This window comes from Paraburkholderia diazotrophica (assembly GCF_038900755.1).
Taxonomy (GTDB): domain Bacteria; phylum Pseudomonadota; class Gammaproteobacteria; order Burkholderiales; family Burkholderiaceae; genus Paraburkholderia; species Paraburkholderia diazotrophica_A.
The window spans coordinates 1-26,100 of the sequence record NZ_JBBPEN010000018.1 but is presented as its reverse complement, the minus strand read 5'-3'; the positions used below and the strand labels follow the sequence as shown (position 1 = coordinate 26,100).

General features: G+C 61.5%; 24 protein-coding genes. 9 read left to right on the top strand and 15 right to left on the bottom strand.

Features of this window, described 5'->3' with window-relative positions:
• Positions 1 to 29: 29 nt before the first annotated feature.
• Complete coding sequence (locus AABE10_RS32875; RefSeq protein WP_342937275.1) at positions 30 to 779, bottom strand: electron transfer flavoprotein subunit beta/FixA family protein; 750 nt, start codon at positions 777 to 779, stop codon at positions 30 to 32.
• A 377-nt stretch (positions 780 to 1,156) separates the two neighbouring features.
• On the opposite strand from AABE10_RS32875, the gene AABE10_RS32870 reads away from it, so the two are divergent.
• From AABE10_RS32870 to AABE10_RS32840, 7 genes are all read left to right on the top strand, one after another.
• Positions 1,157 to 3,256: a hydantoinase/oxoprolinase family protein gene (locus AABE10_RS32870; RefSeq protein ID WP_342937274.1), complete on the top strand. Its 2,100-nt coding sequence runs from the start codon at positions 1,157 to 1,159 to the stop codon at positions 3,254 to 3,256.
• A gap of 14 nt (positions 3,257 to 3,270) precedes the next feature.
• Positions 3,271 to 4,953 (top strand): hydantoinase B/oxoprolinase family protein, encoded by a 1,683-nt coding sequence (locus tag AABE10_RS32865; protein WP_342937273.1) that lies wholly within the window; start codon positions 3,271 to 3,273, stop codon positions 4,951 to 4,953.
• A gap of 9 nt (positions 4,954 to 4,962) precedes the next feature.
• Positions 4,963 to 5,796 (top strand): NAD(P)-dependent oxidoreductase, encoded by an 834-nt coding sequence (locus tag AABE10_RS32860; RefSeq protein ID WP_342937272.1) that lies wholly within the window; start codon positions 4,963 to 4,965, stop codon positions 5,794 to 5,796.
• A 37-nt stretch (positions 5,797 to 5,833) separates the two neighbouring features.
• Positions 5,834 to 7,030, top strand: a complete 1,197-nt coding sequence (locus tag AABE10_RS32855) for an FAD-dependent oxidoreductase (protein WP_342937271.1) — start codon at positions 5,834 to 5,836, stop codon at positions 7,028 to 7,030.
• A 32-nt stretch (positions 7,031 to 7,062) separates the two neighbouring features.
• Complete coding sequence (locus tag AABE10_RS32850; RefSeq protein ID WP_342937270.1) at positions 7,063 to 7,803, top strand: SDR family oxidoreductase; 741 nt, start codon at positions 7,063 to 7,065, stop codon at positions 7,801 to 7,803.
• A gap of 33 nt (positions 7,804 to 7,836) precedes the next feature.
• Positions 7,837 to 8,589: an SDR family oxidoreductase gene (locus AABE10_RS32845; protein ID WP_342937269.1), complete on the top strand. Its 753-nt coding sequence runs from the start codon at positions 7,837 to 7,839 to the stop codon at positions 8,587 to 8,589.
• 172 nt (positions 8,590 to 8,761) lie between these two features.
• A complete protein-coding gene (locus tag AABE10_RS32840; RefSeq protein ID WP_342937268.1) occupies positions 8,762 to 9,514 on the top strand; it encodes a FadR/GntR family transcriptional regulator in 753 nt (250 codons plus the stop codon).
• Positions 9,515 to 9,620: 106 nt separating this feature from the next.
• Here the strand turns inward: AABE10_RS32840 and AABE10_RS32835 are convergent, their stop codons facing one another.
• From AABE10_RS32835 to AABE10_RS32815, 4 genes are all read right to left on the bottom strand, one after another.
• A complete protein-coding gene (locus AABE10_RS32835; protein WP_342937267.1) occupies positions 9,621 to 10,793 on the bottom strand; it encodes a branched-chain amino acid ABC transporter substrate-binding protein in 1,173 nt (390 codons plus the stop codon).
• A 610-nt stretch (positions 10,794 to 11,403) separates the two neighbouring features.
• Positions 11,404 to 12,633, bottom strand: a complete 1,230-nt coding sequence (locus AABE10_RS32825; protein ID WP_342937266.1) for a diaminopropionate ammonia-lyase — start codon at positions 12,631 to 12,633, stop codon at positions 11,404 to 11,406.
• 51 nt (positions 12,634 to 12,684) lie between these two features.
• Positions 12,685 to 13,938, bottom strand: a complete 1,254-nt coding sequence (locus tag AABE10_RS32820; RefSeq protein WP_342937265.1) for a Zn-dependent hydrolase — start codon at positions 13,936 to 13,938, stop codon at positions 12,685 to 12,687.
• A gap of 17 nt (positions 13,939 to 13,955) precedes the next feature.
• Positions 13,956 to 15,119 carry a M20 aminoacylase family protein gene (locus AABE10_RS32815; RefSeq protein WP_342937264.1) on the bottom strand — a complete coding sequence of 388 codons (1,164 nt, stop codon included), beginning with the start codon at positions 15,117 to 15,119 and terminating at the stop codon, positions 13,956 to 13,958.
• A 142-nt stretch (positions 15,120 to 15,261) separates the two neighbouring features.
• Between AABE10_RS32815 and AABE10_RS32810 the strand changes: the two genes are divergently transcribed.
• Positions 15,262 to 15,741 carry an Lrp/AsnC family transcriptional regulator gene (locus AABE10_RS32810; RefSeq protein WP_342937263.1) on the top strand — a complete coding sequence of 160 codons (480 nt, stop codon included), beginning with the start codon at positions 15,262 to 15,264 and terminating at the stop codon, positions 15,739 to 15,741.
• A gap of 5 nt (positions 15,742 to 15,746) precedes the next feature.
• On the opposite strand, the gene AABE10_RS32805 is transcribed toward AABE10_RS32810, so the two are convergent.
• From AABE10_RS32805 to AABE10_RS32770, 8 genes are all read right to left on the bottom strand, one after another.
• Entirely contained in the window at positions 15,747 to 16,685 is a 939-nt protein-coding gene (locus AABE10_RS32805; RefSeq protein ID WP_342937317.1) for a branched-chain amino acid ABC transporter substrate-binding protein, read from the bottom strand.
• A 203-nt stretch (positions 16,686 to 16,888) separates the two neighbouring features.
• Positions 16,889 to 18,220, bottom strand: coding sequence for an MFS transporter (locus tag AABE10_RS32800; protein ID WP_152765024.1), 1,332 nt, complete (start codon positions 18,218 to 18,220; stop codon positions 16,889 to 16,891).
• 116 nt (positions 18,221 to 18,336) lie between these two features.
• Positions 18,337 to 19,374, bottom strand: coding sequence for an alcohol dehydrogenase (locus AABE10_RS32795; RefSeq protein WP_342937262.1), 1,038 nt, complete (start codon positions 19,372 to 19,374; stop codon positions 18,337 to 18,339).
• Between the two features lie 2 nt (positions 19,375 to 19,376).
• Positions 19,377 to 20,549: a flavin monoamine oxidase family protein gene (locus tag AABE10_RS32790; protein WP_342937261.1), complete on the bottom strand. Its 1,173-nt coding sequence runs from the start codon at positions 20,547 to 20,549 to the stop codon at positions 19,377 to 19,379.
• A 3-nt stretch (positions 20,550 to 20,552) separates the two neighbouring features.
• The gene (locus AABE10_RS32785; protein WP_342937316.1) at positions 20,553 to 21,233 is read right to left on the bottom strand and encodes a cupin domain-containing protein; all 681 of its coding nucleotides are present in this window, start codon (positions 21,231 to 21,233) and stop codon (positions 20,553 to 20,555) included.
• 76 nt (positions 21,234 to 21,309) lie between these two features.
• Positions 21,310 to 21,654 (bottom strand): carboxymuconolactone decarboxylase family protein, encoded by a 345-nt coding sequence (locus tag AABE10_RS32780; RefSeq protein WP_342937260.1) that lies wholly within the window; start codon positions 21,652 to 21,654, stop codon positions 21,310 to 21,312.
• A gap of 68 nt (positions 21,655 to 21,722) precedes the next feature.
• Positions 21,723 to 22,004, bottom strand: coding sequence for a hypothetical protein (locus AABE10_RS32775; protein ID WP_090874148.1), 282 nt, complete (start codon positions 22,002 to 22,004; stop codon positions 21,723 to 21,725).
• 28 nt (positions 22,005 to 22,032) lie between these two features.
• Entirely contained in the window at positions 22,033 to 22,812 is a 780-nt protein-coding gene (locus AABE10_RS32770) for a glucose 1-dehydrogenase (protein WP_342937259.1), read from the bottom strand.
• Positions 22,813 to 22,959: 147 nt separating this feature from the next.
• Here AABE10_RS32770 and gcvA point away from each other — a divergent pair, with 147 nt between their 5' ends.
• Positions 22,960 to 23,874 (top strand): transcriptional regulator GcvA, encoded by a 915-nt coding sequence (gcvA, locus tag AABE10_RS32765; protein ID WP_342937258.1) that lies wholly within the window; start codon positions 22,960 to 22,962, stop codon positions 23,872 to 23,874.
• A gap of 166 nt (positions 23,875 to 24,040) precedes the next feature.
• Here gcvA and AABE10_RS32760 read toward each other — a convergent pair whose 3' ends face one another.
• Positions 24,041 to 24,967, bottom strand: a complete 927-nt coding sequence (locus AABE10_RS32760; protein WP_342937257.1) for a LysR family transcriptional regulator — start codon at positions 24,965 to 24,967, stop codon at positions 24,041 to 24,043.
• Between the two features lie 12 nt (positions 24,968 to 24,979).
• The gene (locus AABE10_RS32755; protein WP_342937256.1) at positions 24,980 to 26,098 is read right to left on the bottom strand and encodes an MFS transporter; all 1,119 of its coding nucleotides are present in this window, start codon (positions 26,096 to 26,098) and stop codon (positions 24,980 to 24,982) included.
• Positions 26,099 to 26,100: the final 2 nt, after the last annotated feature.

The following is a 26,100-nucleotide window of genomic DNA, read 5'->3' as shown; positions in this document are numbered from 1 at the left end:
GTCTCCGCTTCCCGCAAAATTCGCGTCGATCAAAGCACCTTGGCTTCCGTCTTGAGCTTCTCGACCAGCGTTTTCACGTCCGGCACCTTCACGCCAGCAGAGCGCTTCGGCGGCTCGCTGACTTTCAGCGTCTTCAGACGCGGCGTCACGTCGACGCCCAGCTCCTCGGGCTTCACGGTCTCGAGCGGCTTCTTCTTCGCCTTCATGATGTTGGGCAGCGTCACGTAACGCGGCTCGTTGAGGCGCAGATCCGTCGTCACGACAGCGGGCAGCTTCAGCGACAGCGTTTCCGCACCACCATCGACTTCACGCGACACCGTCGCCTTGCCATCCGCAACCGTGACTTTCGATGCGAAAGTCGCCTGCGGCAGGTTCGCCAGCGCGGCCAGCATCTGGCCTGTCTGGTTCGAATCGTCGTCGATCGCCTGCTTGCCGAGAATCACCAGCTGCGGCTGTTCCTTGTCGACCAGCGCCTTCAGCAGCTTGGCCACGGCCAGCGGCTGCAGGTCTTCATTCGATTCGATGAGGATCGCGCGATCCGCGCCGATCGCCAGCGCCGTGCGCAGCGTTTCCTGGCACTGCGCGACGCCCGCCGACACCGCGATCACTTCCGTCGCGACACCCGCTTCCTTCAGGCGCACCGCCTCCTCGACGGCAATCTCGTCGAACGGATTCATCGACATCTTTACGTTCGCGATGTCGACGCCCGTCCCATCCGACTTCACGCGGACCTTCACGTTGTAGTCGACCACCCGCTTCACTGGCACCAAAACCTTCATCGTTGTTCCTCTGCCGTCGGGCCCTCAGTGTGCCCGAATTTTACGGAAAATCCCGATTTTTCGCGTCCACTACCGTTCCACCTCCTCACTCGCAGCGCCTCGGCCGCAGACCGAGCCAAACCACGAAATCTCACGAAAACCCTTATAAAACCGTGTTTTACAAAGAAACAGGAGCAATCAAAAATGGCCTGGATACGAAATTCATTTTGTTCGTGTTGACAGCACTGTAAGACGTCACTCATCATATGTCAACGAACAAAAAAATAGCTCTTCCGACGCTTGATGGAGAAAGGAAACGAAGCACTGCCGGAGCGATCGTCGGCGGTCTTTTTCGCCGGGACATACCCGGCGCATGTCATTGGTTAAACAGGAGAATCATGGTGGCCAGTCACGACAACGCACGGGTTGGCGTTGATATCGGTGGGACCTTCACCGACGTTGCGCTCGAACTCGGTGGAACGCTGTTCTCCACCAAGGTGCTAACGGATTACACGGCGCCCGAACGTGCCATCATCAAAGGCATCGGCATCGTTGCAGACAAGGCCGGTATCGCGCTGCAGGATATCGGTGTCATCATCCATGGCACCACCCTCGCCACCAACGCACTCATCGAGCGACGCGGCGCAAAGACGGCCTTTGTCACGACGGAAGGCTTTCGCGACACGATCGAGATGTGCACGGAAAACCGCTTCGAGCAATACGATCTGAACATCAAGCTCCCTCCCCCGCTGATCGAGCGCTGCGACCGCTTCACGCTCGGTGAACGGATCGACGCGCAAGGCGGCATTCTGCTCGCGCCGACGGAAGCGCAAATCAAATCGATCGTCGACCGTATCGTGCAAGGCGGCTATGAGAGCGTCGCGATCGGTTTCATTCACGCGTATGCGAACGGCGTGCATGAACGCATGATGCGCGATGCGATCGAGAAGCGTCTGCCTAACGTGTCCGTGTCGATATCGAGTGAAGTGTCGCCGCAGATTCGCGAGTTCGAGCGCTTCAATACGGTCTGCGCGAACGCCTACGTGCGTCCCATCATGAAGTCCTATCTGGATCGCCTGCTCGGCAAGGTCCGCGAAGCGGGCGCAGTGTGCCCGCTTTTTATCATCCACTCGGGCGGCGGCATCGTCTCGATCGAAAGCGCGTCCGCGTTCCCGGTTCGCCTCGTCGAATCGGGCCCGGCGGGCGGCGCGATCTTCGCCGCGCACATCGCCGCGCGTTACGATCTGAACAGCGTGCTCTCCTTCGACATGGGCGGGACCACCGCCAAGATCTGCCTGATCGACGACCTTACGCCGAAGACGGCCAACACGTTCGAAGTCGCCCGCACCTATCGCTTCAAGAAAGGCAGCGGCATGCCCATTTCGATTCCTGTCGTGGAGATGGTCGAAATCGGCGCGGGCGGCGGCTCAATTGCATCGCTCGACGTGATGCGCCAGATTCGCGTAGGCCCGCATAGCGCAGCATCGGAGCCCGGCCCCGCATGTTATCAGCGCGGCGGCACGCAGCCGACCGTGACCGACGCCGATCTGCTGCTCGGACGCCTCGATCCCGCCAATTTCGCAGGCGGCACGATCCCGCTCTCCACCGACAACGCCGCCACCGCGATGGTCGAGGAAGTGGGCGGCGCAATCGATCTCAACGCTGAGGAAGCCGCCTATGGCGTCGCCGAGGTCGTCGACGAGAGCATGAGCAATGCGGCGCGCGTACATGCTGTCGAAAGCGGCAAGGACATCGGCGACTACACGATGATCACCTTCGGCGGCGCAGGTCCTCTCCACGCGGCGCGTCTGTGCGAGAAGAGCGGTATCCGGAAGTTCATCGTGCCGCCGGGCGCGGGCGTCGGCTCTGCGATCGGTTTTCTGCGCGCGCCGTTCGGTTATGAAAGCGTGCGCAGCGCGAGCATGCGCTTCAACGACTTCGATGCCGATGCATTGAACGAGATCGTCGGCCAGTTGAGCGAAGAAGCCGTGCACTTCGCGCGGCAAGGCTCGGGCGATGCGGAGCCGCTCGTCGAAATCAAGGCGTTCATGCGCTATGTCGGCCAGGGCTGGGAAATCCCCGTGACGATTCCACGCCGCCATTTCGCCACCGACGATCGCACTACCTTCGCGGATGCATTCACGAAGGCCTATACGCAGTTCTTCGGCCGCCCGATCGATGGTCTCGACATCGAAATCGTCAGCTGGGCCGTGAAGGCAAGCTCGCCGATGCCACCCGTCGAGCGCCTGCAACTCGTGACGTCGCGCGAGACCGTAGCCGCTGCAAAGACTCGCAAGATTTTCGACGCGGCCCTGCATCGTTTCGTCGAAGCAGCCATCGTCGAACGCGGTTCGCTGAAAGTGGGCGAATGCGTTGCGGGACCTGCGATCATCGTCGAGCCGGAAACCTCGACGCTCGTGACCTCGTCTTTCGATGCGATGGTGCAGCCCGATGGATGTCTGCTCGTCGTCGCCAAAGAACCGAACGCCACTCGCTGATCAGGAGTCAAACCATGTCCCTTGACAATCTCGACACGATCCACATGCAGGTGATGTGGAACCGCCTGATTTCCGTCGTGGAAGAACAGGCGATGGCCCTGATCCGTACTGCGTTCAGCACCAGCGTGCGCGAAGCGGGCGACCTCTCCGCGGGTATATTCGACAGGCGCGGCCGCATGCTCGCGCAAGCCGTGACGGGCACGCCCGGGCACGTGAACACGATGGCTGAAGCCGTCGAGCACTTCATGAACGATATCGGCGTCGACAGAATGTACGAGGGCGATGTCTACCTCACGAACGATCCGTGGAAAGGCACGGGCCACCTGCACGATTTCACAGTTGTGTCCCCTTCGTTCCACAACGGCGAACTGATCGGCTACTTCGCCAGCACGGCGCACGTGGTCGATATCGGCGGCCGCGGCTTCGGGCCGGACTCGCGCGAAATCTACGAAGAAGGTCTGTTCGTGCCTATCATGAAGCTGATCGAGCGCGGCGAAGTCAATCGCGATCTGATCAACATTCTGCGCAACAACGTGCGTGAGCCCGACAAGGTCGTCGGCGATCTCTACGCGCTGGCGGCATGCAATGAAACGGGCCACAAGCGCCTGCTGGAGATGCTCGGGGAGTTCGACCTGAAAGACGTCGAAGGGATCGGCGAATACATTCTGGCGCGCAGCCGCGAAGCAACGCTCGAACGCATTGCCGCGCTCCCGAAAGGCACACAGACCAACGACATGACGCTCGACGGCTACGACACGCCCGTCAGGCTCAACGTGACGCTCACCGTCGGCGACGATCATCTGCTGGCGGACTTCGCCGGTTCTTCGCCGGCCAGTCCGTACGGCATCAACGTACCGCTGCTCTACGCGAAAGCGTACGCATGCTACGGCCTGAAGTGCATCATCGCGCCGGAGGTGCCGAACAACGCGGCATCGCTGGAACCGTTCCGCGTGGCGGCGCCGGCGGGCTGCATCCTGAACGCGCAACGTCCGAGTCCCGTCGCGGTTCGCCATGTGCTCGGCCACTTCGTGCCCGACCTCGTTCTGGGCGCATTGCACAAGATCCTGCCGGACCGTGTGCCAGCGGAAGGCTCCGGCGCGTTGTGGAACCTGCACGTCAGTGCGCGTCCCGTGCATGAAGATTCGGGCCTCAAGGGCAGCGAGATCCTGATGTTCAACAGCGGCGGCACGGGCGCGCGAGCGGAACTCGATGGACTGTCCGCCACTGCGTTTCCGAGCGGCGTGCATGCGATGTCCGTCGAAGCCACCGAGCAGGTCGGACCGATCGTCGTGTGGCGCAAGGAAATGCGCTCGGGCTCGGGCGGCGCAGGCAAGCTGCGCGGCGGCCTCGGCCAGATCGTCGAAATCGGGCCGCGCGCAGGCTACCACTTCCGCTTCAATGCGATGTTCGATCGCATCGATCACCCCGCGCGTGGACAGTCGGGCGGCCAGTCAGGCGCGCCGGGTCGGGTCACACTGTCGGACGGCACGAGAATGAAGGGCAAAGGGACGCAGGCCGTCGCCGAGCATGAACGCGTCACGCTGTCCCTGCCGGGCGGCGGCGGCGTCGGTTCTCCGGAACGGCGCGACCGCGAAGCCTTGTTGCGCGACATCCGCAACGAGTACATCTCCGAAGCGCAACTGCGCGACGACTACGGTCTAACGCTCGATGCCCTGAAAGCACCGGCAGGAAAGTAAGGAACAGACATGACCGACATCAGCAAGCCTCCGTTCAAGAACATCCTCATCACGGGCGCCGCGGGCGCGCTCGGCTCCGTGCTGCGCGAATCGCTGCGGCCGTACGCCGAACAACTGACGCTCAGCGACCGCGCGCCGCTCGGCGAAGTGCGCGCGAACGAGCGTCACTTCGTCTGCGATCTGGCCGACCGCAACGCCGTGTTGGACATGATGAAAGGCGTCGACATGGTCATCCATCTGGGCGGCGCGCCGCGCGAGAACACGTTTCAGGTCATTCTCGATTCGAACATCGCGGGCAGCTATCACATCTACGAAGCGGCGCGCCAGGAAGGCGTAAAGCGCGTGATCTACGCGAGTTCCGTTCATGCGATCGGCTTCTACGAATGCACGCAGACCATCGATGCCAATGTGCCGCAACGCCCGGACAGCCTGTATGGCGTGAGCAAGACCTTCGTCGAAAACCTGTCGCGCTACTACTTCGACAAGTTCGGGCTCGAGTCGGTGTGCGTGCGCATCGGCTCGTGTTTCCCGAAACCCGTCGACCGCCGCATGCTGGCCACCTGGCTTTCCTACGACGACTTCTCGCACCTGTGCATTCAGGCGCTGATGACGCCGAGCGTCGGCCATATGATCGTCTACGGCAACTCGAACAACAGCGCGAACTTCTGGGACAACACGCAGGCCGGCTACCTCGGCTACCGCCCGAAGGATTCCGCCGATGCGTATCGCGCCGAAGTCTATGCGAACACGCCCATCGGCGATCCGCGCCATCCCGCCGTGCGTTTTCAGGGTGGCCAGTTCGCTGCCGACAGCCACTTCGAAGATGATCCGAACAACAGGTAAGCGCCGCTAACCCGATCGACTTTCTGGAAGCATTGAGATGGCACAGCAAGCAACAAAGAACCACTACGACGTGGTGATCGTGGGCGGCGCAGTCGTCGGCAGCGCGACCGCGTACTTTCTCGCGACGAACCCGGACTTCAACGGCTCGGTGCTGGTCGTCGAGCGGGACTGGACTTACGCGAAATCCGCCACGGCGCTGTCGAGCGCTTCGATCCGGCATCAGTTTTCGAATCCGCTGAACATCCGCATTTCGCAGTTCGGCACCGAGTTCATTCGCAAGTTTCACGAACTCGTGGAAGTTGATGGCGACGCGCCCGAACTCGGTTTCAAGGAAAACGGCTACCTGTACCTCGGCGATGCCAAAGGCGCGCCGATGTTCGAGCGCAACTACGCGACGCAACGCGAAAACGGCGCCGATGTCGCGCTGCTCGATCACACGCAGTTGAAAGACCGCTTTCCGTGGCTGAATACCGAAGGGCTCGTGAACGGCGTCTACGGACAAAGCGGCGAAGGCTGGTTCGACAGCTATGGGCTGCTTCAAGGCATGCGCCGCAAGGCACGCTCGCTCGGTATCGAATACATCGAAAACGAAGTGGTCGATGTGGTTCGCGAAGGCCCGAGCATCACGGGCGTCAAGCTCAAGAGCGGCGAGAGCATCAGTTGTGGCCTGATGGTGAACGCAGCGGGCACGCGCGGCCCCGCGATGGCGCGACTCGCTGACCTCGACATTCCTGTGGAGCCGAGAAAGCGCTGCCTGTTCGTATTCGACTGCCGCACGCCGCTGCAAGGCACCGTCCCGCTCACGATCGATACGACGGGCATCTTCTTCCGGCCCGAAGGACAGTACTACCTGACGGGCTGCTACCCCGACCCCGATCCGCTTGCGGATGTCGACGACTTCGACGTGATCCATTCCGAGTTCGAAGAAATCATCTGGCCCGCCCTCGCCGAACGCATTCCCGCGTTCGAAGCCATCAAGGTCGTCAATTCGTGGGCGGGCCATTATGACTTCTGCGTGCTGGACCATAACGCGATTGTCGGCCCGCATCCCGAGGTCACGAACTTCCTGTTTGCCAACGGATTCAGCGGACATGGCTTGCAGCAGTCTCCCGCGATCGGCCGGGGCTTGAGCGAGCTGATCGTCTACGGCCAATACCGTTCACTCGATCTCAAACCGCTCGGTTATGAGCGCGTGGTCGAGAACAAGCCCTTCCTCGAAGAAGGCGTGATCTGAACGCGTCATCACTGTTTGCAGAGGTTGAAAACATGACTTCCCATTTGTACCGGACCGCACTGGTTACGGGTGCATCGAGCGGCATCGGGCGCGCCGTTGCGCAGCGGCTCGTCAACGACGGGCTGCACGTCTATGCGCTCGGCCGCGATGCAAAGGCGCTCGATGCGCTCGCGAGCGAGTGCAACGTCACGCCGATCGCGCTGGATCTGCAGGACACGGCGCCTTTGCGCGATCTGTTCGAGCGCGTCGAAATCGACGTCGTCGTGAATAACGCTGGCCTGCTGCCTGCCATTGCGAAATTCGGCGAGAGCGAGCTGGCGGATATCGACCGCATGATCGATATCAATCTGCGCGCGCCGTTGCGTCTTGCTCACATGGCGCTCGACGGCATGACCCGACGCAAGCGCGGCCACCTGTTTTTTGTCGGGTCGAGCGCGGGGCGTTTTCCGCACCCGAACACGGCCGTCTATGGCGCGACCAAGGCCGCGATCAGCATGTTCTGCGATTCGCTGCGTTGCGATCTGCTCGGCACGAAAGTGCGCGTCACCGAGATTGCGCCCGGCCGCGTGCAGACGAGCCTGTATCGCACCGCACTCGGCGCGCAAGGCGCGAACGAAAAGCTGTACGACGCCTATCGCTCGATCCAGCCCGACAACATCGCGGAACTGATTGCAACGGCGCTCTCGCTGCCCGATGCAGTCGACGTCTCGCGCATGGAAGTTTTCCCGACCGATCAGGCAGCAGGCGGCTCGCAGATCGTCGCCGTCAAGTAATCAACGCATCGTCAAACAGGACATATTCGAACCATGAAGAATCAACGAGTCGTTATCGTCGGCGGTGCCTCCGGCCTTGGCTTGATCGTCGCAAAGCTGATGCTCGCGGATGATGCTGAAAGCGTCGCGCTGATCGACAAGAACGGGCCGCTGCTCGACGAAACCGTGGGCGCGCTGAAGGCGCAAGGTCACCAGGTATTCGGCGCGATCGGCGACATCACGCGCAAGGAATCCGCGCAGGAAGTGTTCCGCAACGCGCTGGAAGCACTCGGCCGTGTCGATTGCCTGATCAACAGCGCGGCGATCTATCCGCGCCGCCCGATCCTCGAAATCTCCGACGACGAATGGGACCTCGAGAACGCCGTCAATATCAAGGGCACCTATCACATGATGGTCGCCGCGATCGACCATATGCGCAGCCGTCCGAAGGTCGAAGCGCACGTCGCGGGACGCATCGTGAACATTACGTCCGTCGATGCGTTCAAGGCTCATCCGCAGAACGCGCACTATGCGGCGACCAAAGCCGCCGTCGTGAGCCTGACGAAATCGTTCGCGCAGGAAGTCGCGAAGGACGGCATTCTCGTGAACTCTGTTGCGCCCGCAGGTTTTGCGACAGAGAAAGCGAAAAAGGCCGGCTTTCTCGGTGAACTCGCCGCTGCAAATCCGCTGGGACGTGCCGCGGAACCCGAAGAGATCGCGCAGTGGGTCGTCATGATGGCGAGCGCACGCAACACCTATGCAACGGGCGAAAACGTCATCGTCAGCGGCGGCTATATCTACGCTTGAGTCTCATCAATCAGTCGGCCCGCCCGGTTAATGGGCGGGCAACGACGCATCCGCGCCTGTGGTAGAGTCATAATATGTCATACGGCGCAGGTCAGACCCGTTCCACCACGCCGGCGCGGTACGCCTGCAGCCGAGAAATGCAGAGCACTCTGATCCGGTGTGAGTACACGGAATGACTCTGGACGCTGAAACTCTACTGAAGAACGCGGCGAGCACTGGCAAGCGCCGCAGCCTGACCGAACTGGTCATCCAGGCACTGAACGACAAAATCGACCGCGGCGAATACGCGCCGGGTGGCAAGCTTCCAACCGAACCTGAACTGTGCAGTGAATTTGGCGTCAGCCGCACCGTTGTGCGCGAAGCCGTTGCGTCGCTCAAGCTGGGGCGCAGGCTGATTGCGCGCCATGGTGTTGGCGTGTTCGTTTCGGAGGCCCCTAGCCAGTCGGGCGAAACGGGTTTCATCGACACGACGACACTGCACAACTCGATGCATGTGCTGGAACTGCGCATAGGCGTCGAGACGGAGTGCGCGGCCTATGCGGCGCAACGGCGGTCAGAGCCTCATCTGCGGGCGCTAAAGGAAGTGTATGCGCGCATGGAAATCGTCGCCGCGGATGACGACGCCGAATGCGCGCGCGCTGACTTCGAATTTCATCTGGCCGTCGCCACCTGCTCTGAAAACCCGCACTTCACTTCGATTCTCCGCTCGCTCGGCCAGGAGATCATCATTGATCTGCGTCTGAAGCACGCGAAAGCGAACCCTAAGGAGCGTAAGACATACATCAGGCGGATTCAGCGCGAGCACGCCGACATTCTCGATGCAATTGAAAGGCAGGACGAGAGCGGGGCGCGGCGCGCGATGCGACGCCATCTGAACGAGAGTCTCGAACGATATCATCATCTTTCGAGCACGCGCAGCGAGTGAATTGGCGCTTCGCGTCAGCGCCTTCCTTGACAACAAACGCCGGATGAACGGCGCGTCGCGTGACGCTTCGTTTCATCCGGCGTATTAACTTGAGCACGACGCCCCGTTAGTTCTGCAATGCCTCGACCTTGTCGCCAATCGCGATTGCCTGCGGCACCCACTTTCCGCCAATCACCTTGTAGAACGTCGCGGCGGGGTCTTTCATGTCGCCGTTCTGCATGAAGGCGATATTGCCCGACACGCCTTCGAACGCAACCGATCTGATGAGCGGACCATACACTTGCGGGTCGGTCGAGTTCGCCTTCTGCATCGCGTTGATCAGCACCCACGTCGCGTCGTACGCGGAAGGCGAATAGGCGACAACGCCTTCGTTGTACTTCGCCTTCATCTTGTTGTCGAAATCTTTCCCGGCCTTCAGCTTCGACAAGGGCACGCCATAGTCCCACGAAACAGCGCCCTCCGCGCTATCGCCCGCTACCTTCAGGAACGTATCGTTCTCGAAGCTGCCGCCGCCCAGCAAGGTCGCCTTGATGCCGAGCTGCCGCATCTGCTTGATCAGCATGCCCGCCTGTTGATCGAGCCCGCCCCAGAAAATGACGTCGGGACTGAAAGACTTCATGCGCGTGAGCTGGGACTTGAAATCGACGGCCTTGTCGGTGGAAAACTCACGATCCACGATCTTCCCGCCCGCCGCTTCCACGCCTTTGACAAACTCATCTGCCATGCCTTGCCCGAACGCCGTCCTGTCGTCGATGACGGCGATGCTTTTGCCCTTCAGCGCCTGCACGGCTGAATGACCCGCGAGTTGCCCCATCTGCGCATCGGAGTTCGTGACGCGAAATACCGTCTTGAAGCCCTGCGAGGTGAGCATCGGGTTCGTTGCCGTCGGCGACACCATCGGGATACCGGCGTTGTAGTAGATCCGCGAAGCCGGGATGCTCGTGCCGGAATTGAAGTGCCCAACGATTCCCGCGACCTTCGCGTCGACCATCTTTTGCGCGACCTGCGACCCCATGCGCGGGTCGCCCTGATCATCTTCCGCATCCAGTACGAAATGCACCGGCTGGCCACCTATCACGAGCTTTTTCGCGTTTGCGTCGTCGATTGCAAGTTCGACGCCGCGCTTCAGATCGACCCCGTAGTGGGCAGATGCCCCCGTCAACGGGGCGGCGAAGCCGATCGTCACGTCCCCCGCATGAGCGGCCGGAGCGGCCAGCAATGCCCCTGAGGCCACGCTCGCGGCGAACACAATGCGTTTGAGTTGATGTGGGATGTTCATCTGATTCCTCTGCGAGTTTCGACAGGTTGAAAAACAGGTGTCAGTCTGGACCACGCCCGCTTCAACCCGGTCCGACCACCGGGCCCATGCATCGGAACCAGACATCATGCCCACCAAGGTATTAGGTGAGACGTCATATGTCAACGGATCAAAAAGGCTCGGGAGCCAGGGTTTTCGAGGGTATTGGGCGAACAGTCAAATGGGGGCGGGACATCCCTGCGCTGATGTCGATAAAAATCGATGTAGCGCCTGTCCGGGTCGGCAACGAGGTAGGCAGCGGAGTGTAGGCCTCTGGAAACGTCGTACCCGGTTCTGCGTAAGTCAGTGCGATGGCCAGCACGACAGCCGCACCAATGACCCCATGCAACGATGGGGCCGAGCCCGCAATCCTGGAACCGTGCGAAGCCCCAAGCAGCCATCCGGAGCCGATAATCGAGCCCAAGCCTGCAAAGAGCAATGCAACCGGGCCGATACTTCGGTTGACGTTCATCAACGTGTCTCGTGAATCGCGTCCGCGGGGCGTGACTGATCCTCGCCGCCGCGGCGCTTCGTTGTCGTCCGGGCAATTAAGCCGTCATCGCGATGGAGATGACGGCGAGCGGGAGTTCGCTCAGGCTATCGCTTTGGCGCACCAGGCCAGTTGGCGCTCGAGGACGGATTCGGCGGACTCCTCGACCAGCTCCTGATAGGTCGCGGGCGCGGTCGCGCCTTCAGTATTGACGAGCAACACGCGGGAAGCGCCATTGAGGCGCACTTGCCTGGCCAGTTGCTGGTCCTGCAGCAATACGATGAGACCAGCAAGACCCGCTACACCCGACTCGCCAGCAACGATCGGTGCGTCGGTATCGCTGCCGGCAGCCAGAATACGCATGGCGTTCACTGCATCGTCATCGCTGATCGTCATGAAGTCATCGACGCCAGGTTGGAGAAACCTCCATGCGAGCGGCGAGGTCTCGCCGCAAGCGAGCCCAGCCATCACGGAGTCGACCGAGCCCGTCGCACGTGCAGCGCGTCCCGCCAATGCGCTCTGATACAGGCAGTCGGCCTGCTGCGGTTCGACGACGACAAATCGCGGACGATGCTTGCCATGGAATTCCCATAGGTAACTCGCCAATCCTGCTGCAAGGCCACCGACACCGCCCTGAAGAAACACGTGCGTGTAGGCCGGCTGATCCGGCTGGCTATCGCTCTGCTCGACGATCTCCGCTGCAATCGTGCCGTAGCCTTGCATCACATCACGCGGGATGTCTTCGTAACGGTCGTATGACGTGTCGGAAACGACGTGCCAGCCGTTCAGCGAAGCCAGGCGAGCCGCCTCTTCGACCGACTCATCGTAGTTTCCGGTGATCCGGACAATTTCGGCACCGTACGCGGCAATGGCCTTCTCGCGCTCGACGCTGACATTGGCATGCAGCACGATCACGCAATGGCAACCCAGCGTTTGCGCGGCAGCAGCCAGTCCCTTTCCGTGATTGCCGTCCGTGGCGCTCACCACCGTGAAATGCGTCAGCAGGTCCCGATAGCGTCCTTCAAAAAGACCACGCGCATCGAGATCATGATCCGGCCACAGCCGCTGGATCAGGCGCACCAGCGCAATGGGCGCGCCCAGAGCCTTGAAGCTACCCAGTACGGAGCGCGCTGACTCGTCCTTGACGCTGATGCTGCCGACCTTGAGCGTCGCGGCCAGCCCGGGCAACTCACGCAGCGGCGTCGCATCGGGCGAAATCTTGTCCCAGCAGGAAAGCCATGCGCGGCTCTCCTGTGCTTTTTCGATGCTGAGAATCTCCTTCAGCTCAGCGGGATATGAGGTGCGCGTTGCGCGCGGATTTGCTACCAGCATGACCGTGACACTCCAGTAATGAATGATGTGAATTGGCGAATGGAATCCCGCTCACTTCGCCGCGAGGAGCTGGAGCACGACGTCTAGCAGAACGTTTGCGCCATCGATGAGCTGATCGTCGTCGGTATGTTCGCGCGGGTTGTGGCTGATGCCGCCGCGGCTCGGCACGAATATCATCGCCGCGGGCGCGATGCGCGCGATCATTTGGGCGTCATGTCCGGCGCCCGACGTCATCCGGCGATGCGTGAAGCCCATGCGCTCTGCCGACGCTTCAATCGCATCGGCTAGTCCTGCATCGAATACGACCGGCTCGAAGCGGACCAGGCGCTCGTTCGTGATCTTCACGCCTTCCTTCTCCGCGACCTCTTCGAGGAACTCAGCGAGCCGCCGCTCGGCATCCTGCAGGCGCTGTTCGTCCGGATCACGCAGATCGACCGTAAAGACTGCCTTGCTCGGAATCACGTTGATGACATTCGGCTCGATGCGCAGCATGCCGATTGTCGCCAGCGTGGTGCCGGTAGTAACGGCCAGCTCACGCAGGAACGTCGAAACGGCAGCGGCCGCCCAGCCCGCATCATGACGAAGCCGCGTTGGCGTTGTACCCGCGTGATTGGCATTGCCCTCAACAGTAATCTGCTGCCACGAGATGCCCTGGAGATTCTCGACCACGCCAATGCAAATGTTCTCTGCTTCGAGTATCGGGCCCTGCTCGATGTGCAGTTCGAGATACTCGTGCGGAACGATTGCGCGTGGCTCCAGGTCGCCGGCATAGCCAATGCGTACGAGTTCGTCGCCAAGCCGCGTGCCGTCGATTCCGATAGTGTTCAATGCTGCATCAACGGACAGGCCGCCAGCGTAGACCAGCGAACCCATCATATCCGGCTGATAGCGGATGCCTTCCTCGTTGGTGAACACACCGATGGTGATGGACCGCTGCGGCCCGATGCCTGCCTGACGAAAAGCTCTCACGACCGCGAGCCCCGCCAGCACGCCGTAGCAGCCTTCCAGCGCTCCGGCGCTTTTCACCGTGTCGATGTGCGAACCCATCATCAGTGGACGCTGACTGCCGTCATCATCGGAACGCAGCGTGCCGAAGATGTTGCCGATACGATCGACGCGGACATCGAGGTCCAGTTCGCGCATCCATCTGACGACGAGATCGCGCCCGGCGCGCTCATCGTCTGTGAGTGCAATGCGCGTCCGTCCACCGGCTTCACGATCGGCGCCCAGTTCGCCGAGCTGGCGCAATTGCTCGATCATGGGTGTGCCGTCGAGGGTCAATGATGAAGGTACAGACGTATTCATTTATTTCGCTTTGGTCGTTAGCCGACCGGCAACTCGAGCCGGGCGATCTCAGCGAAATATCTGGCTCCCGTCAAAAGGATTTCGTCATTGAAATCGTAGGTAGCGTTGTGGAGGGGAATACCCCCTTTCTCCACCGACTCGCCGTTGCCGATGAAGATGAAGTTGCCGGGAACGACCTGCAGGAACGCGCCAAAGTCTTCCGAAATCATCATCGGCTGGATGTTGGCGTCGACGCCATCGCTTCCCGCCACATTGCGCGCCGCTGTTACCGCGACGTCCACGAACTGCTCCGAGTTCACCGTCGGAGCAAATTCGTGCGTGTACTCGAACGTGCAATCGGCACCGTGCGTGCAACAGATACCTTCGCATACTTCGCGCATGCGCGTCTCGAGCAGCGTCTGCACTTCGCGCGAATAGCTTCGCGTATCGCCCTTGATGATGACATTCGACGGAATGACGTTTCTCAGGCCGTCAGTGATGAATTCCGTACAGGAAATCACTGCCTGCAGACTCGGGTCGAGATTGCGCGAAACGACGGTCTGCAATGCCATGACGATCTGCGACGCGATGACGATTGGGTCCACCCCCATATGCGGACGGGCGGCATGTGTGCCGCGCCCCTTGATATGAATGACAAAGTTGTCTTCACTCGCCATGATGCCGCCCGGACGCGTTGCGAACGTTCCCGCACGCATGCCCGGCATGTTGTGCGCGCCAAAGATCGCCTCGATCGGGAACCGTTCGAACAGGCCGTCGGCCATCATCGCCTTCGCGCCGCGGCCATGCTCTTCTGCCGGCTGAAAGATGAAGCGGACGGTGCCGTTGAAGTCGCGCCGCTCGGCAAGGAGCCGAGCCGCTCCCAGGAGCATCGACATATGCCCGTCGTGCCCGCACGCGTGCATTTTTCCGGCGGCGCGAGAAGCATGCTGCCGGTCAGGCGCCTGCTCCACAATGTTCAGCGCGTCCATATCGGCGCGCAGGCCGATAGCTCGCTTCCTGTCTCCGACCGAAAGGTTGGCAACGAGTCCGGTTCCGCCGATGCCACGGTGAACCTCCAGTCCCAGCGTCCTGAGAATGTTCGCCACATAGTCGGACGTATTGACTTCCTCGAAGCCAGTCTCGGGATGTTGATGCAAATACTGGCGCCAGCTCTTCAACTGGCTCTGCAGCGTGCTTTCCATAGTCGGACGTCCTTGCTTATGAAGTTCGCGGAATGTGCATGTCGGTCATGGAGATAATATTGTTTGTGGTGCTAGAAAAAGCCTCGAAATCTAGGGCTTCCGTGCAAAAATATCTTTGTTTCGACCTTCTGGCTGCAAAACCATGACACTCAGCCTCGACGACTTTGATCTGAAGCTGTTAATGGAAGTCCAACGCGACGCGCAAATCCCTCAAAACGAACTCGGCGCACGCGTCAACCTGTCTACGGCTGCCGTCAATCGCAGATTGCGACGCCTGTCCGACGAAGGCATCATTCGCAACTACGCCGCCATCGTCGCGCCCGAGAAGGTTGGGTATCCGCTGACGATCATCGCGACGGTCGAGGTCGAGAGCGAGCAGATCGATCTGCTCGACTCGATGAAACGCACCTTCGCGCAGTGCCCGCAAATCCAGCAGTGCTACTACGTCGCGGGCGAATGGGATTTCGTGCTGATACTGACGGTTCGCAACATGGAGGAGTACACGGCCCTCACGCGACAACTGTTCTTCTCGAACAACAACGTCAAACGCTTCAAGACGCTGGTGAGCATGAGCAGCGTGAAGGTGGGGCTTGGCGTACCCGTGGCTTCCGAGGGCGGGTGACGCAGTCAACGCACTACTGACCTGTCGGTCCAGTTGCCCTGGTCAAACTGGCGAACAGTAATTGCGCCGTTACGGATATCGCCCTTCTCGTCAAACTGGATCGCGCCCGTCACGCCGTCCAGCTTCGAAGCGCGCAGCTTCGGGAGATACACCTTCGGGTCTGTCGACCCGGCAGCCTGCATTGCGTCTGCCATCGCGAGCACTGCGTCATAGGCGTAAGGGGCATACAGCTGCACGGGAACACCAAAGCGCTGCTGATAGCGCTTGAAGAATTCGGGGCCTTGCGGCATCTTTGCGGGCGGCACACCCGCCAGCGTGCAATAGGTATCGTTGTTCATCGAGGATCCGGCCAGCTTGATGAACTGCGGGGTACACGCTTCATCGCCGGCAATGAACTTGACCTTCAACCCAAGCTTTTGCGCCTGCTGCACAAATGCCGCAGCTTGCGTGTCGCCACCCGTGAAAGCGATACCTTCTGGTTGACGGCTCTTGATGGTCGTGAGAATCGCCATCCAGTTCGTTGTCTTGTCGGTGCCAAATTCACGTGCGACTACGTTGCCTCCGGCAGCCTTGACTGACTTTTCGATCTCATCGGCAAGACCTTGACCGTACGCCGTGCGGTCATCGACGATGGCAACCTTGTGCGCGCCAAGATCGTGGACCAGATACGCGCCGATGACCGAACCCTGTCTCACATCATTCGCAACCATACGGAACACATTCGTGAATCCTTGCTGCGTGAGCTTCGGATTGCGGACCTTTCTGTTGTTCAGATCTTCGATTGCGAGCCGCACACCATTCTCGTCGTCCTTCCCGATGTGGGAGAGTTCGCCAGTCAGAGGGGAAACCTGCCCGATCTTTACCGTCAGATCTGCGTGAGCCGTGAGAGGTTGCAGGAAAAGCATCAGAGACGCGAGGCATATCGTCGGTCGGGATAATTGCATGGTCGTACTCACGATAGGTTGGCTGTGGATCGGATCGACAGAATCCGCGACCCGTTGGGCTCGGCAACACTGCGCCCGCCCTGTAACCATCGTAACGACGCCGCACAGTAGCCAAAATCAGGCGCGAGGACCTTTCTGCAAATTTCGATCGAGATGCGGACACTTTTCGATAATTTTTCTCGATGCGTCCTCTCCGGGCAGCCTCAGTATCCAGGCAGCCTGATCCTTTGCCCCGCTATCGAGGCGACGCAGATACCCGGGCTACCCCTCGTGCCGAAGTCAGACACCCGGAACGTGGCGCATTGATCACCCCGGTGTCCCACGGCTGCGCGCCGCAGACGAGCCAGCGAGAACGAGGACGCCAGTACGAGCGGAACAAATGACAGCCGAAGCACCGTGCCCCATCCATATGCCGTCAGCAGGCCACCCGACAGGAACGAGCCGAACGCCATCGTCCCGAATACGACGAAATCATTGAGCGACTGCACGCGGGCCTTTCCTTCCGGGTAATGACACTCGAGCACGAGAGCCGATGCGCCCACAAACCCGAAGTTCCACCCGATGCCGAGCGGGATAAGCGTGAGCCAGAAATGCGCGACATCGATGCCCAACATGCCGACTGCTGCCGAGAGGGCTGTGAGCGCCAGGCCGGCGATGATCACCCGGTGCGCACCGAAGCGCGTAATCAGCCGCCCGGTAAAGAAGCCTGGAGCGTACATCGCGATGACGTGCCACTGAATGCCGAGGTTGGACGACGCCTGTGACAGGCCGCACATTTGCATGGCCAGTGGTGCCGCCGTCATGAGGAAGTTCATCAGCAGGTACGAGACGACCGCGCAGATGACGGCAGTCACGAACCGGGGCTGGCGGGCAATGACGCCGATCGGACGGCCGCCCGCTGCCTCTGACGCCGCCGGCATTGGAAGACGAACGCCAAGCAGGATGAGTGCGGACAACGCAGCGACGGCCGCTTGCGCCAGGAAAGTCGCTGCGAACGTGTAAGGTGCCCACAGATACATGGTGTGGATGACGAGTTGTGGCCCTATTGCTCCGGCGAGCACGCCGCCCGCCATGACCAGGGACAGCGCACGAGGACTCCGCTCCGGCGGCACACAGTCCGCGGCCGCGAAACGGAAGGAAAGGACCACAGCGGCATACGCGCCGCCGAAGAACGTCGCCGCGCAGAATAGCCAGAAGGAGCCCAGCACAACCGCCAAAGCCGCGAGCAAGCCGACAAGCACGCCAAATCCGGTCCCGATCAGGAAGGCGACGCGGCGACCGTGACGTTGGGCCATGGCCCCTGCAGGTAACGAGCAGGCCGCCATCCCCACCACAAAGATCGAGATCGGCAGGGTCGCCAGCGCATGACTGGGTGCCAGCGTGTTGCCGACGATCGCGCCTGTTGCGTAGACGACGGTCGAGTTCGCGCCGGCGAGCGCCTGCGCGATGGTCAGTCTTGCGACATTGCCCCTTGCTTGAGGGTAAAGGGGCGACGATGCCGCCTCAGTGAGAGTGTCCGCGTTGATGTATGACATTTGATTCAAGTTGGTGCGGCTCGCCGCCGATCCGAAGCAGCGTCCGCCGGGCACTGGACTCGAAACCCCATCCGGCTTTGCTGGCATGAACGATGACCGGTTGCCACAGGTCGTCGTTAGCGCACGTCGCGCGTTTGCCCCATGGTCAGGACCATCCGGAACTTGACGTCGCCGCGCTTCATCCTCTGGTAGGCGATGAACGCGTTCTCCAGTGGCATCGTCTCGATCATCGGACGCACGCCCGTCAGCACGCTGAAGTTCAGCGTTTTCTCGTTCTCATAGGGTGAGCCGGTGATCGATCCCGCGACGCTGCGCTCGCCGACGACTAGCTGGCCGGTCGATATGGGCAGCGGGTCTTTGCCCACACCGAGCACGATCAGCCGGCCCTGCGGCGCAAGCCCCCGCAACAGCGCGGACACTACGGCGGTGTTGCCGATGGTCGTCACGATGGCCTTCGCACCACCCATCGCCTGGAGCCTCGCTGCCGCGTCTTCCTGGTTCGTGTCGATATAGACATGCGCGCCGAGTGATCGCGCATCGGCAGCGATGTCAGTGCCGCGTCCGACCGCAACGACCTTGAAACCCATGCGACGCGCGTACTGAAGGGCCATGTGCCCTAGGCCGCCAATGCCCAATACGGCCACGACATCGCCCGCCTCCGCGCCGGACTTCCTGAGCGCATTGAAGGTAGCGACACCTGCGCACAGGATGGGCGCGGCTTCTTCGGCGTTCAGTTCGTCGGGTATCGAAATCAGGCCTGTGCTACGGGCCAGCATCATTTCGGCATAGCCACCCTCACACGAGGCGCCGACGATCGGCTGGTTCTGGCAGAGCTGGAACTGGCCGCGGCGACATTGAGGGCATTCATTGCAGTGTCCGCCGAGACGGCCCACGCCTACGCGTTGACCGATCTTCCAGATCGATGGCGTACCCGCTCCAATGGCAGCAATGCGGCCAACCACTTCATGGCCGGGCACGCGGGGCGACTGCAGTGTCGGGGCCGCCCCTTCGATATCACTGACGTCGGCTCCGCAGATGCCACATGCCTCGACCTCGATCAACACCTGACCGGCGTCCGGTGCGGGTATCGGGCGTTCCACCAGTTCAAGAATCCCGGGTTTCGTCGCGTGCATTGCGCGGTAAGTCTTTTTCATCGTCAACTCCTGGTCGTATTCCGTTTGCCGCAAGACGCGTCCTGACGTGTCGCGGCATCCTTCAATGCACGCACCCCCAGGCTCGCAGCCTCGATGGCACCCGCAACGTAGCCGGGAAAGTGCGGCGACCATTCGCTGCCGACGCCCACGAGCCGGCCATGCCAGACGCCCGACGAGGCTTCGGCCGAAGGTACCGCGCTGTGCTGGACCACTGCATCCTGATCGGCTGCGGTGGCCGTGTATGGGTCGGCAGCCCAGTCCTTGATGAATTCGGCTGTGGGCGTTGCGGCCCTCGCGCCGAACAGCCGGATGAGCTGCGCACGGCAATGCGCGCGCAACACGTCGTCGGCAACCCTTCTTCGGACCCTTGCCGGAACGCCAAAGAAGCCGAACAGCGCCGCACTGCCGCCGGGTATCGATGCGTCGTGGATTTCTCCCAGCGGTCCCCGCGCGCTGCGTGCTTCGCCGGACAGTCCTTCCTCACGCCAGAACGGCGCGTCGTAGACGGCGACGTACTTTGCATGTGGCGCCATCCAGGTCGCGGTACGGCGCCACGCCCGCTCCAGGGTTTCGGGCAGCGCCGGTGTGAATTCGATTGTCGCCGCGGCGAGACGTGGCGGAATGGCGAGCAGCACATGCCCGGCACACAAGGACGTGACCTGTCCACTTGGGCCCTCGATGTCCAGTTCGACGTGATGCCCAGTACAGCGCAGGCGTCGCACCGGGTGGCCCGTCATCATGCGCGCCGGCGCGAGGCGGCTGCGCACCGCGTCGATGAGCGCAGCCATCCCTCCGACCAGGCGCGCGGAAGATGGCGAGGACGCATAGCCACGGATTCGCGCTGGCCGCTCGTCCGGCGAGCGTTCAACCATCATGTCGCCCGCTTCGTGTTGCTCGAAGCGCTCCAGTCCCAGGTCGTGGACAAGTCGGTCCAGCTGAGGCTGTAACGCAGGCCAGAACCACGCCGGTCCGAGGTCGAAACGGTGACGATCGGCCGTTGCGCTCCTGGTGCCAGCAACGATCGACCCGTTGGCAGGAACGGACTCAATCCGGCCACCGAATGTGTGGCGTGCCTCAAGGAGTACGTAGTCCCTGTGGCCATGCTCTTCGAGCAAGAAGGCGGCATACAACCCACTGAGGCCGCCGCCAATGATCGCGATGTGTGCGGTTGACATGGCTTATCTGCAAGTCGTAAGACCGGCGAAGTGGCCCGTCTTCAGATACAGGGCGGCGCCATGCGGGCCAGCCACAAGATCGGGATATTCGCCTGCAGGCAAACGCAACCAGCTACCTCGAACGTATTGCCGCCCGTCGCTCCACAGTTCGCCGCACAGTTCGCCCGTTAACACCAGCAGTTCGGCGCTATCGATCGCGTTCGCGAAGAGCTGCTCGTCCGGATCGAGGCGTAACAGAGCGGTCCGTTCGGACGCATCTGAAAACAGCAAGCAAACGTCACGGCCTGCGCGTCGTCCCCAGCACAACGGGTCGTGTGTGTCGATACGCACGGCGCGATCTTCCCCAGGCGGCATCTGCCCGAGCTTGACGAAAATGATTGCGCCCTCATCGCTGGAGGGCTGATGCGACGACCCAGGTGGATTGCGCAGATACCATCCGGCCGGATAGTGCCGATTCCCTTCCGAGAACGTGCCGGACAGCACCAGTATCTCCTCGCCACCTGCGTGTTGATGCTGCGGGAAACACGAGGCCGAAGCGTAGCGCACGATGCTCGTGGCACGGCCCGTCTCGCCGCCCAGCCGGTCGAGCATCACGCGCTCGACCCCGCTTTGTGGTGAAGCGACCCAATGGTATTGATCGGCCGCGACGACAGCGCAGCGCGAGAAGTCCGCGTTGACGAGCATCGCGTTTCCTCCAGGCATGAACGGGAGGCCGTCGGCTGATCGCTGCAAGAGCCCCAACCAACGGCCTCAGATTGGACTATTTGTTCGGCAACGAAGCGTGTGCGTCGAGGACGCGCGCCGAGTACGTCAGCGCAGCGCCTGCGTTCAGCGCAATCGCGACGCCCAGCGCTTCGGAGATTTCTTCCAGCGTGGCGCCGTGCTCGACCGCTTTTCTGGTATGCACAGTGATGCAGCCGTCGCAGCGCGTCGTGACAGCGACGGCCAGCGCGATCAGTTCATGGATCTTCGGCTCCAGTTTGCCGGTCTTCGCGGCAGCGCCTTCGATCGTCATCAAACCACGCACCACATCGGGAGTGAGCGTGGCGTATTCGTTCACGCGCGTCATCAGCACGTCGCGATAGGTATTCCAGTCTTGCATCATGGTGGTGTGTCCAGGCGACCAGGTGAGGGCTCGTGCCGTGGCTCGAAGCCCCATTGAATAGGTGAGTGTTATGCGGCCTGATAGATGCGCACGTCCGGCACGTCGTCCAGCAGCGGCTTGAGACCGCCGACCACATCGGCGCTGAACAATGCGCTCTCCAGGTAGGCTTTCGCGTTTTCCTCTGTGTCAAAACCGTGCAGCACCTGCACATCCTGCTCGCGCACCAGCAGTTCCTTCGACTTCGCGCCCGCGATCGTATTGAGGAACGCGGCCTTGTACTTCTGATAGACGCCGACGGCAGCGGCACGGTTGGCATCGGCGATCTTCAGGGTGATTTGCAGATAGACCATTTCTCGGCTCCTGTCACGGAAGGGTTGATCAGGCCTGGCGACCGGCCATCACGCCGCCATCGACGGAGAGGACGGTGCCGGTAATCCACGACGCACTCGAAGAAGCCAGGAACAGAATCGCCTCGGCGACGTCGGCCGGCTGTCCATTGCGACCAAGCGGGTGGAAAGCATTGAAGGCCGGCAAGGATTCCTTGACCTGGTCGTCCGTCATGAACGTGTTGTAGACGGGCGTTTCCACCACGGCCGGTGCGACGGTGTTGACCCGGATGTTCGAGGCCGCAAGTTCGATAGCAAGGTTGCGCGTCAACGCGTGTACGCCGCCATTCGCCGCGGAGTACGCAGCCGAAGGCGTCGCCCCGATGGCCTGCAGGGCCCAAAGCGAGCCTGTCTGCACGATGGCGCCACCACCGCGCAGCTGCATCGCCTTCGCCGCGGCCTGCGCCATGAAGAATTTACCCTTGAGGATCGTGTCGAGAAACCAGTCGTACTCGGACTCGTTCACGTCGAGAAATGCCTTGGGGCGGAACACGCCCGCGTTGTTGACAAGAATGTCGACGCCGCCAAACGCCTGCGTCGCCAGTTCGACCAGCGCCGTCGCCGTACCAGGCCGGGCGATGTCACCCGCATGGACACGCACTCGGGCGCCGGACGGGTCGATATCCGCCGCTGCCTGCCTGAGCTTGGCCTCGTCACGGCCGCCAATGACCACGTTGGCGCCGGCGTTCACAAGGCGGGCGGCGACTTCTTTACCGATGCCCGATCCGCCGCCCGTGATGATAGCGATTTTGGAAGAAAAACTATTATCCATGACTGCTCCTGAAAAAGAATGAAAGATCGGAACGAAAGCAACACGAATCGTGTCGTTATCGCTAATTCATGGGAATATTCTCGCCACCCTGCACCACACTCACAAATGAGATATTCTGTTTATCGTTGAAAGAAAATCTTTCTATCAATGACCGCTCCGATTTTCCTGAACGCGCTGCGCGCCTTTGAGGCGAGCGCGCGCCACCAGAGCTTTTCCGCCGCGGCACTGGAACTGAACGTCACGCCCGCTGCCGTCGGTCAACTCGTTCGCAGCCTCGAAGAATGGCTCGGTGTACCGCTGTTCCATCGAGGCAGCGGCGGGCGAGCGCGTCTTGTGCCAACGGACGTTGCGCTACGGGCACTGCCCGACATCCGCGACGGGTTCGATCGGCTGAACCTCGGGTTCGCGCGACTCAAGGAAGGCTCGGCTGTCGGCGTGCTGACGGTGACCGTCAGCACGGCGTTCGCCGCGAAGTGGCTGCTGCCGCGCATTGACCGCTTCCAGAGCGCCTGGCCGGAAACCGACGTGCGTCTCGACACCAGCCTGAAGCTGATGGATTTTGCGACCCAGGGGATCGATATCGGAGTCCGTTACGGCGCGGGGAACTGGCCGGGATTGGAGGCCGAGAAACTGATGGACGAAGAGGTTTTTCCCGTGTGCTCACCGGCGTTTCTCGACAAGCATCGCCGCTTGCGCGGCCCGGCAGACCTGGCCGGGCTGACGCTGATAGACGATCTCTCCGTCGATCGTCAGATCGGATTCGTCACCTGGGACGCGTGGCTCGAAACCGTTGGAAAGAAAACAATCGCGGCTCGATCCGGGTTGAAGATCAACAATTCTGCCGCGGTCTTGCAAGCCGCGATCGATGGCCGCGGAGTCGCGCTAGCGCGTAGCGTTCTCGTCCGCGATGATCTGGCCGCCGGGCGTCTGGTCCGGTTGTTTCCAAACATCGTGCGGCCGTCGGTGCTCGCGTATTACGTCGTCTACCGGAAGGAGTGTGCTGCGTTGCCGAGACTTGTCGCGTTTCGCGATTGGCTTCTTAGTGAGGCTTGCGTCGACTGACATACGAAGTACGTTGGCCCTCATATCGAGTGACCGCTTTGTGGATACGATCGTCGAATGGGCGTCTGCCAGCGCTTGCGCAAGCGTCAGTCTCGCGATGTTGCTACTGGCATCGGCCATCTCGTGCGGCGAGCCGCCCCGTTGCGAGGCTTCTGTATTCATTGCGTCACTCCAGATCCGTTTGGTCGACCACCATCCGTTGCGCAGGGACCCAGAGATCGTGCGCCATCGTCAGAAATCCGGCGATATAGGCGACATCCTCTTCGCCCTTGCGAACCCCGACATTGATGCTCTTGCTCAAGCCATGCTCGCCGAGCCGGACGGTCCGTACAGGCAACCCGTTCCCCTCCTCCGCGACGAGCCAGTTCGGTAAGACGGCGATGCCGCGACCGGCCGCAACCAGTTGCAGCATCAGTTCAGTCTGCTCAGCCGTCCGATGAAATTTCGGCTTGCAGTGCGCGGGCACCAGAAAGCGCGTGAAGATGTCGAGGCGCTCCTTGCTCACGGGAACCGTGATCAGTTCCTCGCTCATCAGGTCCTGAGGCACAGCGAACTCGCGTGTGGCGAGCGGATGGCACTCCGGCACCACCAGCATCAACTCATAGTCGATGACGGGACAGAACGTGATGTCCGGCACGTCGATCGGGTCGGGCGTGATCAGAAGATCGATTTCATACCCGAGCAGCGCGGCAACGCCATCAAAGCGGAATGCGGTGCGCACATCGAAATCGACATCGGGCCACGCGGTGAGGTAGTGCGGCGTGAGCCGGGTAAGCCATTTCTGGCACGGATGACATTCCATGCCCACGCGCAGCGCTCCACGGCGACCCTCTGCGAAATTCGTCAGCGTCCGTTCTGCGTGCTCCATCTGCGGTAGCACGCGCCCAGCGAGGCCAAGCAGATATTCGCCGGCGTGCGTGAAGCGCAGTCCACGGCCGTTCTTGGTCCAGAGCTTGACGCCATGCCGCTCTTCAAATTTTCGAACCATGTGGGATAGCGCCGACTGCGTCACATTCAACCGGTCGGCCGCTGCGGTCACGCTGCCGAGGCGATCCACTTCCATCACGATCGAGAGGTATTGGAGGTCTAGCATTCCTGTTCTCCATCAGCGCAACGCTTCGGTGCTTCGCGGGCGATCGACGCTATCGGTGCGTTGGATCGGCTCTTGCGACGATCTCGCTTTTCGCAAAGTGAGCGCAAACCCGACCAGACCCAGCACCGGTCCTGGCACCAGAAGCCACATCGCATCGAGTCCGATATGTTCGAAAAGCGAGGTGCTCGCTTCAATCGATAACACCGTGATCGCAAAGCCAATCGAGTTCTGGATCGCGAGCGCGCTTCCCACGAGCGCGCGCGGACATGCGTCGGCAGCGAGCGCGGAAAACTGCGGCGAGTCAGCGGGGGCCGACGCGCCCCAGATCAGCAGAAGCACGGCCATCGTTTCGGGAGTCAGGTGACGCCAGCCCAAAGCGAAGACGAGCCCACATAGACCGGATATCGCGAGTGCGCATGTCGCTACCTTCGCACTGCCGTGGTATCGCGATACAACACCGCCGAGCAAGGAGCCCAGAGCGCCGATCGCGACCACACCGAATGACATCGCGGAAACACTGAGCCCAGGAAAAGCGCTAGTCAGAGAGGTATGGGCAATCAGCAGCGGTACCGCGGTCCAGAACGCGTAAAGCTCCCACATGTGACCGAAATACCCGAGCGTCGCGGCCCGAAACCGGCGAACGCGAAACGCGCTGAATACGGATGGCGGCGACGTCGCTGATGTCTCCTTGCCGCTCGCAGAACGGGTCGACACGACGGAGTGCGGCCCATCGCCGAGCGCGCCGATAATGCCGGCCCCACCGACAGCAAGCAACGACGACGCAGAAATGACCAGTTGCCATGAGAGACCCATTCCCAGCACTCGCATCGCATGGGGCAGCGCCGTGCCGAGTATGAGCATCCCGACAAGCTGCGCGAGCGCTTGCCCCGTGCGATTGGGCGCCCAGCCGATGATCAGCTTCATTCCCATCGGGTAGATGCCGGCGAGGCAGATACCGACGCCGAACCGGAAGAGCGCGCCACTCACGAGACCGGTCGACAGCCACGCAAAGCCGAGGTTGAACAGCGCACCGACGACGGCGCTGCAGACGAAGATTCTGCTCGCGCGAAAACGATCGGCGGCGCCGCTCAGCGAGACGATGAGTGTGCCGAGGATGAACCCAAGCTGCACCG

What these genes read in the sequence shown, in the direction of transcription:
- AABE10_RS32835 (WP_342937267.1), bottom strand. Translation starts at nt 10,793, where the DNA reads ATGAACATCCCACATCAACTCAAACGCATTGTGTTCGCCGCGAGCGTG.
- AABE10_RS32775 (WP_090874148.1), bottom strand. Translation starts at nt 22,004, where the DNA reads ATGGTCTATCTGCAAATCACCCTGAAGATCGCCGATGCCAACCGTGCC.
- AABE10_RS32790 (WP_342937261.1), bottom strand. Translation starts at nt 20,549, where the DNA reads ATGTCAACCGCACACATCGCGATCATTGGCGGCGGCCTCAGTGGGTTG.
- AABE10_RS32870 (WP_342937274.1), top strand. Translation starts at nt 1,157, where the DNA reads ATGGTGGCCAGTCACGACAACGCACGGGTTGGCGTTGATATCGGTGGG.
- AABE10_RS32770 (WP_342937259.1), bottom strand. Translation starts at nt 22,812, where the DNA reads ATGGATAATAGTTTTTCTTCCAAAATCGCTATCATCACGGGCGGCGGA.
- AABE10_RS32875 (WP_342937275.1), bottom strand. Translation starts at nt 779, where the DNA reads ATGAAGGTTTTGGTGCCAGTGAAGCGGGTGGTCGACTACAACGTGAAG.
- AABE10_RS32855 (WP_342937271.1), top strand. Translation starts at nt 5,834, where the DNA reads ATGGCACAGCAAGCAACAAAGAACCACTACGACGTGGTGATCGTGGGC.
- AABE10_RS32825 (WP_342937266.1), bottom strand. Translation starts at nt 12,633, where the DNA reads ATGCTGGTAGCAAATCCGCGCGCAACGCGCACCTCATATCCCGCTGAG.
- AABE10_RS32840 (WP_342937268.1), top strand. Translation starts at nt 8,762, where the DNA reads ATGACTCTGGACGCTGAAACTCTACTGAAGAACGCGGCGAGCACTGGC.
- AABE10_RS32860 (WP_342937272.1), top strand. Translation starts at nt 4,963, where the DNA reads ATGACCGACATCAGCAAGCCTCCGTTCAAGAACATCCTCATCACGGGC.
- AABE10_RS32850 (WP_342937270.1), top strand. Translation starts at nt 7,063, where the DNA reads ATGACTTCCCATTTGTACCGGACCGCACTGGTTACGGGTGCATCGAGC.
- AABE10_RS32805 (WP_342937317.1), bottom strand. Translation starts at nt 16,685, where the DNA reads ATGCAATTATCCCGACCGACGATATGCCTCGCGTCTCTGATGCTTTTC.
- AABE10_RS32760 (WP_342937257.1), bottom strand. Translation starts at nt 24,967, where the DNA reads ATGCTAGACCTCCAATACCTCTCGATCGTGATGGAAGTGGATCGCCTC.
- gcvA (WP_342937258.1), top strand. Translation starts at nt 22,960, where the DNA reads ATGACCGCTCCGATTTTCCTGAACGCGCTGCGCGCCTTTGAGGCGAGC.
- AABE10_RS32815 (WP_342937264.1), bottom strand. Translation starts at nt 15,119, where the DNA reads ATGGAAAGCACGCTGCAGAGCCAGTTGAAGAGCTGGCGCCAGTATTTG.
- AABE10_RS32845 (WP_342937269.1), top strand. Translation starts at nt 7,837, where the DNA reads ATGAAGAATCAACGAGTCGTTATCGTCGGCGGTGCCTCCGGCCTTGGC.
- AABE10_RS32795 (WP_342937262.1), bottom strand. Translation starts at nt 19,374, where the DNA reads ATGAAAAAGACTTACCGCGCAATGCACGCGACGAAACCCGGGATTCTT.
- AABE10_RS32800 (WP_152765024.1), bottom strand. Translation starts at nt 18,220, where the DNA reads ATGTCATACATCAACGCGGACACTCTCACTGAGGCGGCATCGTCGCCC.
- AABE10_RS32785 (WP_342937316.1), bottom strand. Translation starts at nt 21,233, where the DNA reads ATGCTCGTCAACGCGGACTTCTCGCGCTGCGCTGTCGTCGCGGCCGAT.
- AABE10_RS32865 (WP_342937273.1), top strand. Translation starts at nt 3,271, where the DNA reads ATGTCCCTTGACAATCTCGACACGATCCACATGCAGGTGATGTGGAAC.
- AABE10_RS32820 (WP_342937265.1), bottom strand. Translation starts at nt 13,938, where the DNA reads ATGAATACGTCTGTACCTTCATCATTGACCCTCGACGGCACACCCATG.
- AABE10_RS32780 (WP_342937260.1), bottom strand. Translation starts at nt 21,654, where the DNA reads ATGATGCAAGACTGGAATACCTATCGCGACGTGCTGATGACGCGCGTG.
- AABE10_RS32810 (WP_342937263.1), top strand. Translation starts at nt 15,262, where the DNA reads ATGACACTCAGCCTCGACGACTTTGATCTGAAGCTGTTAATGGAAGTC.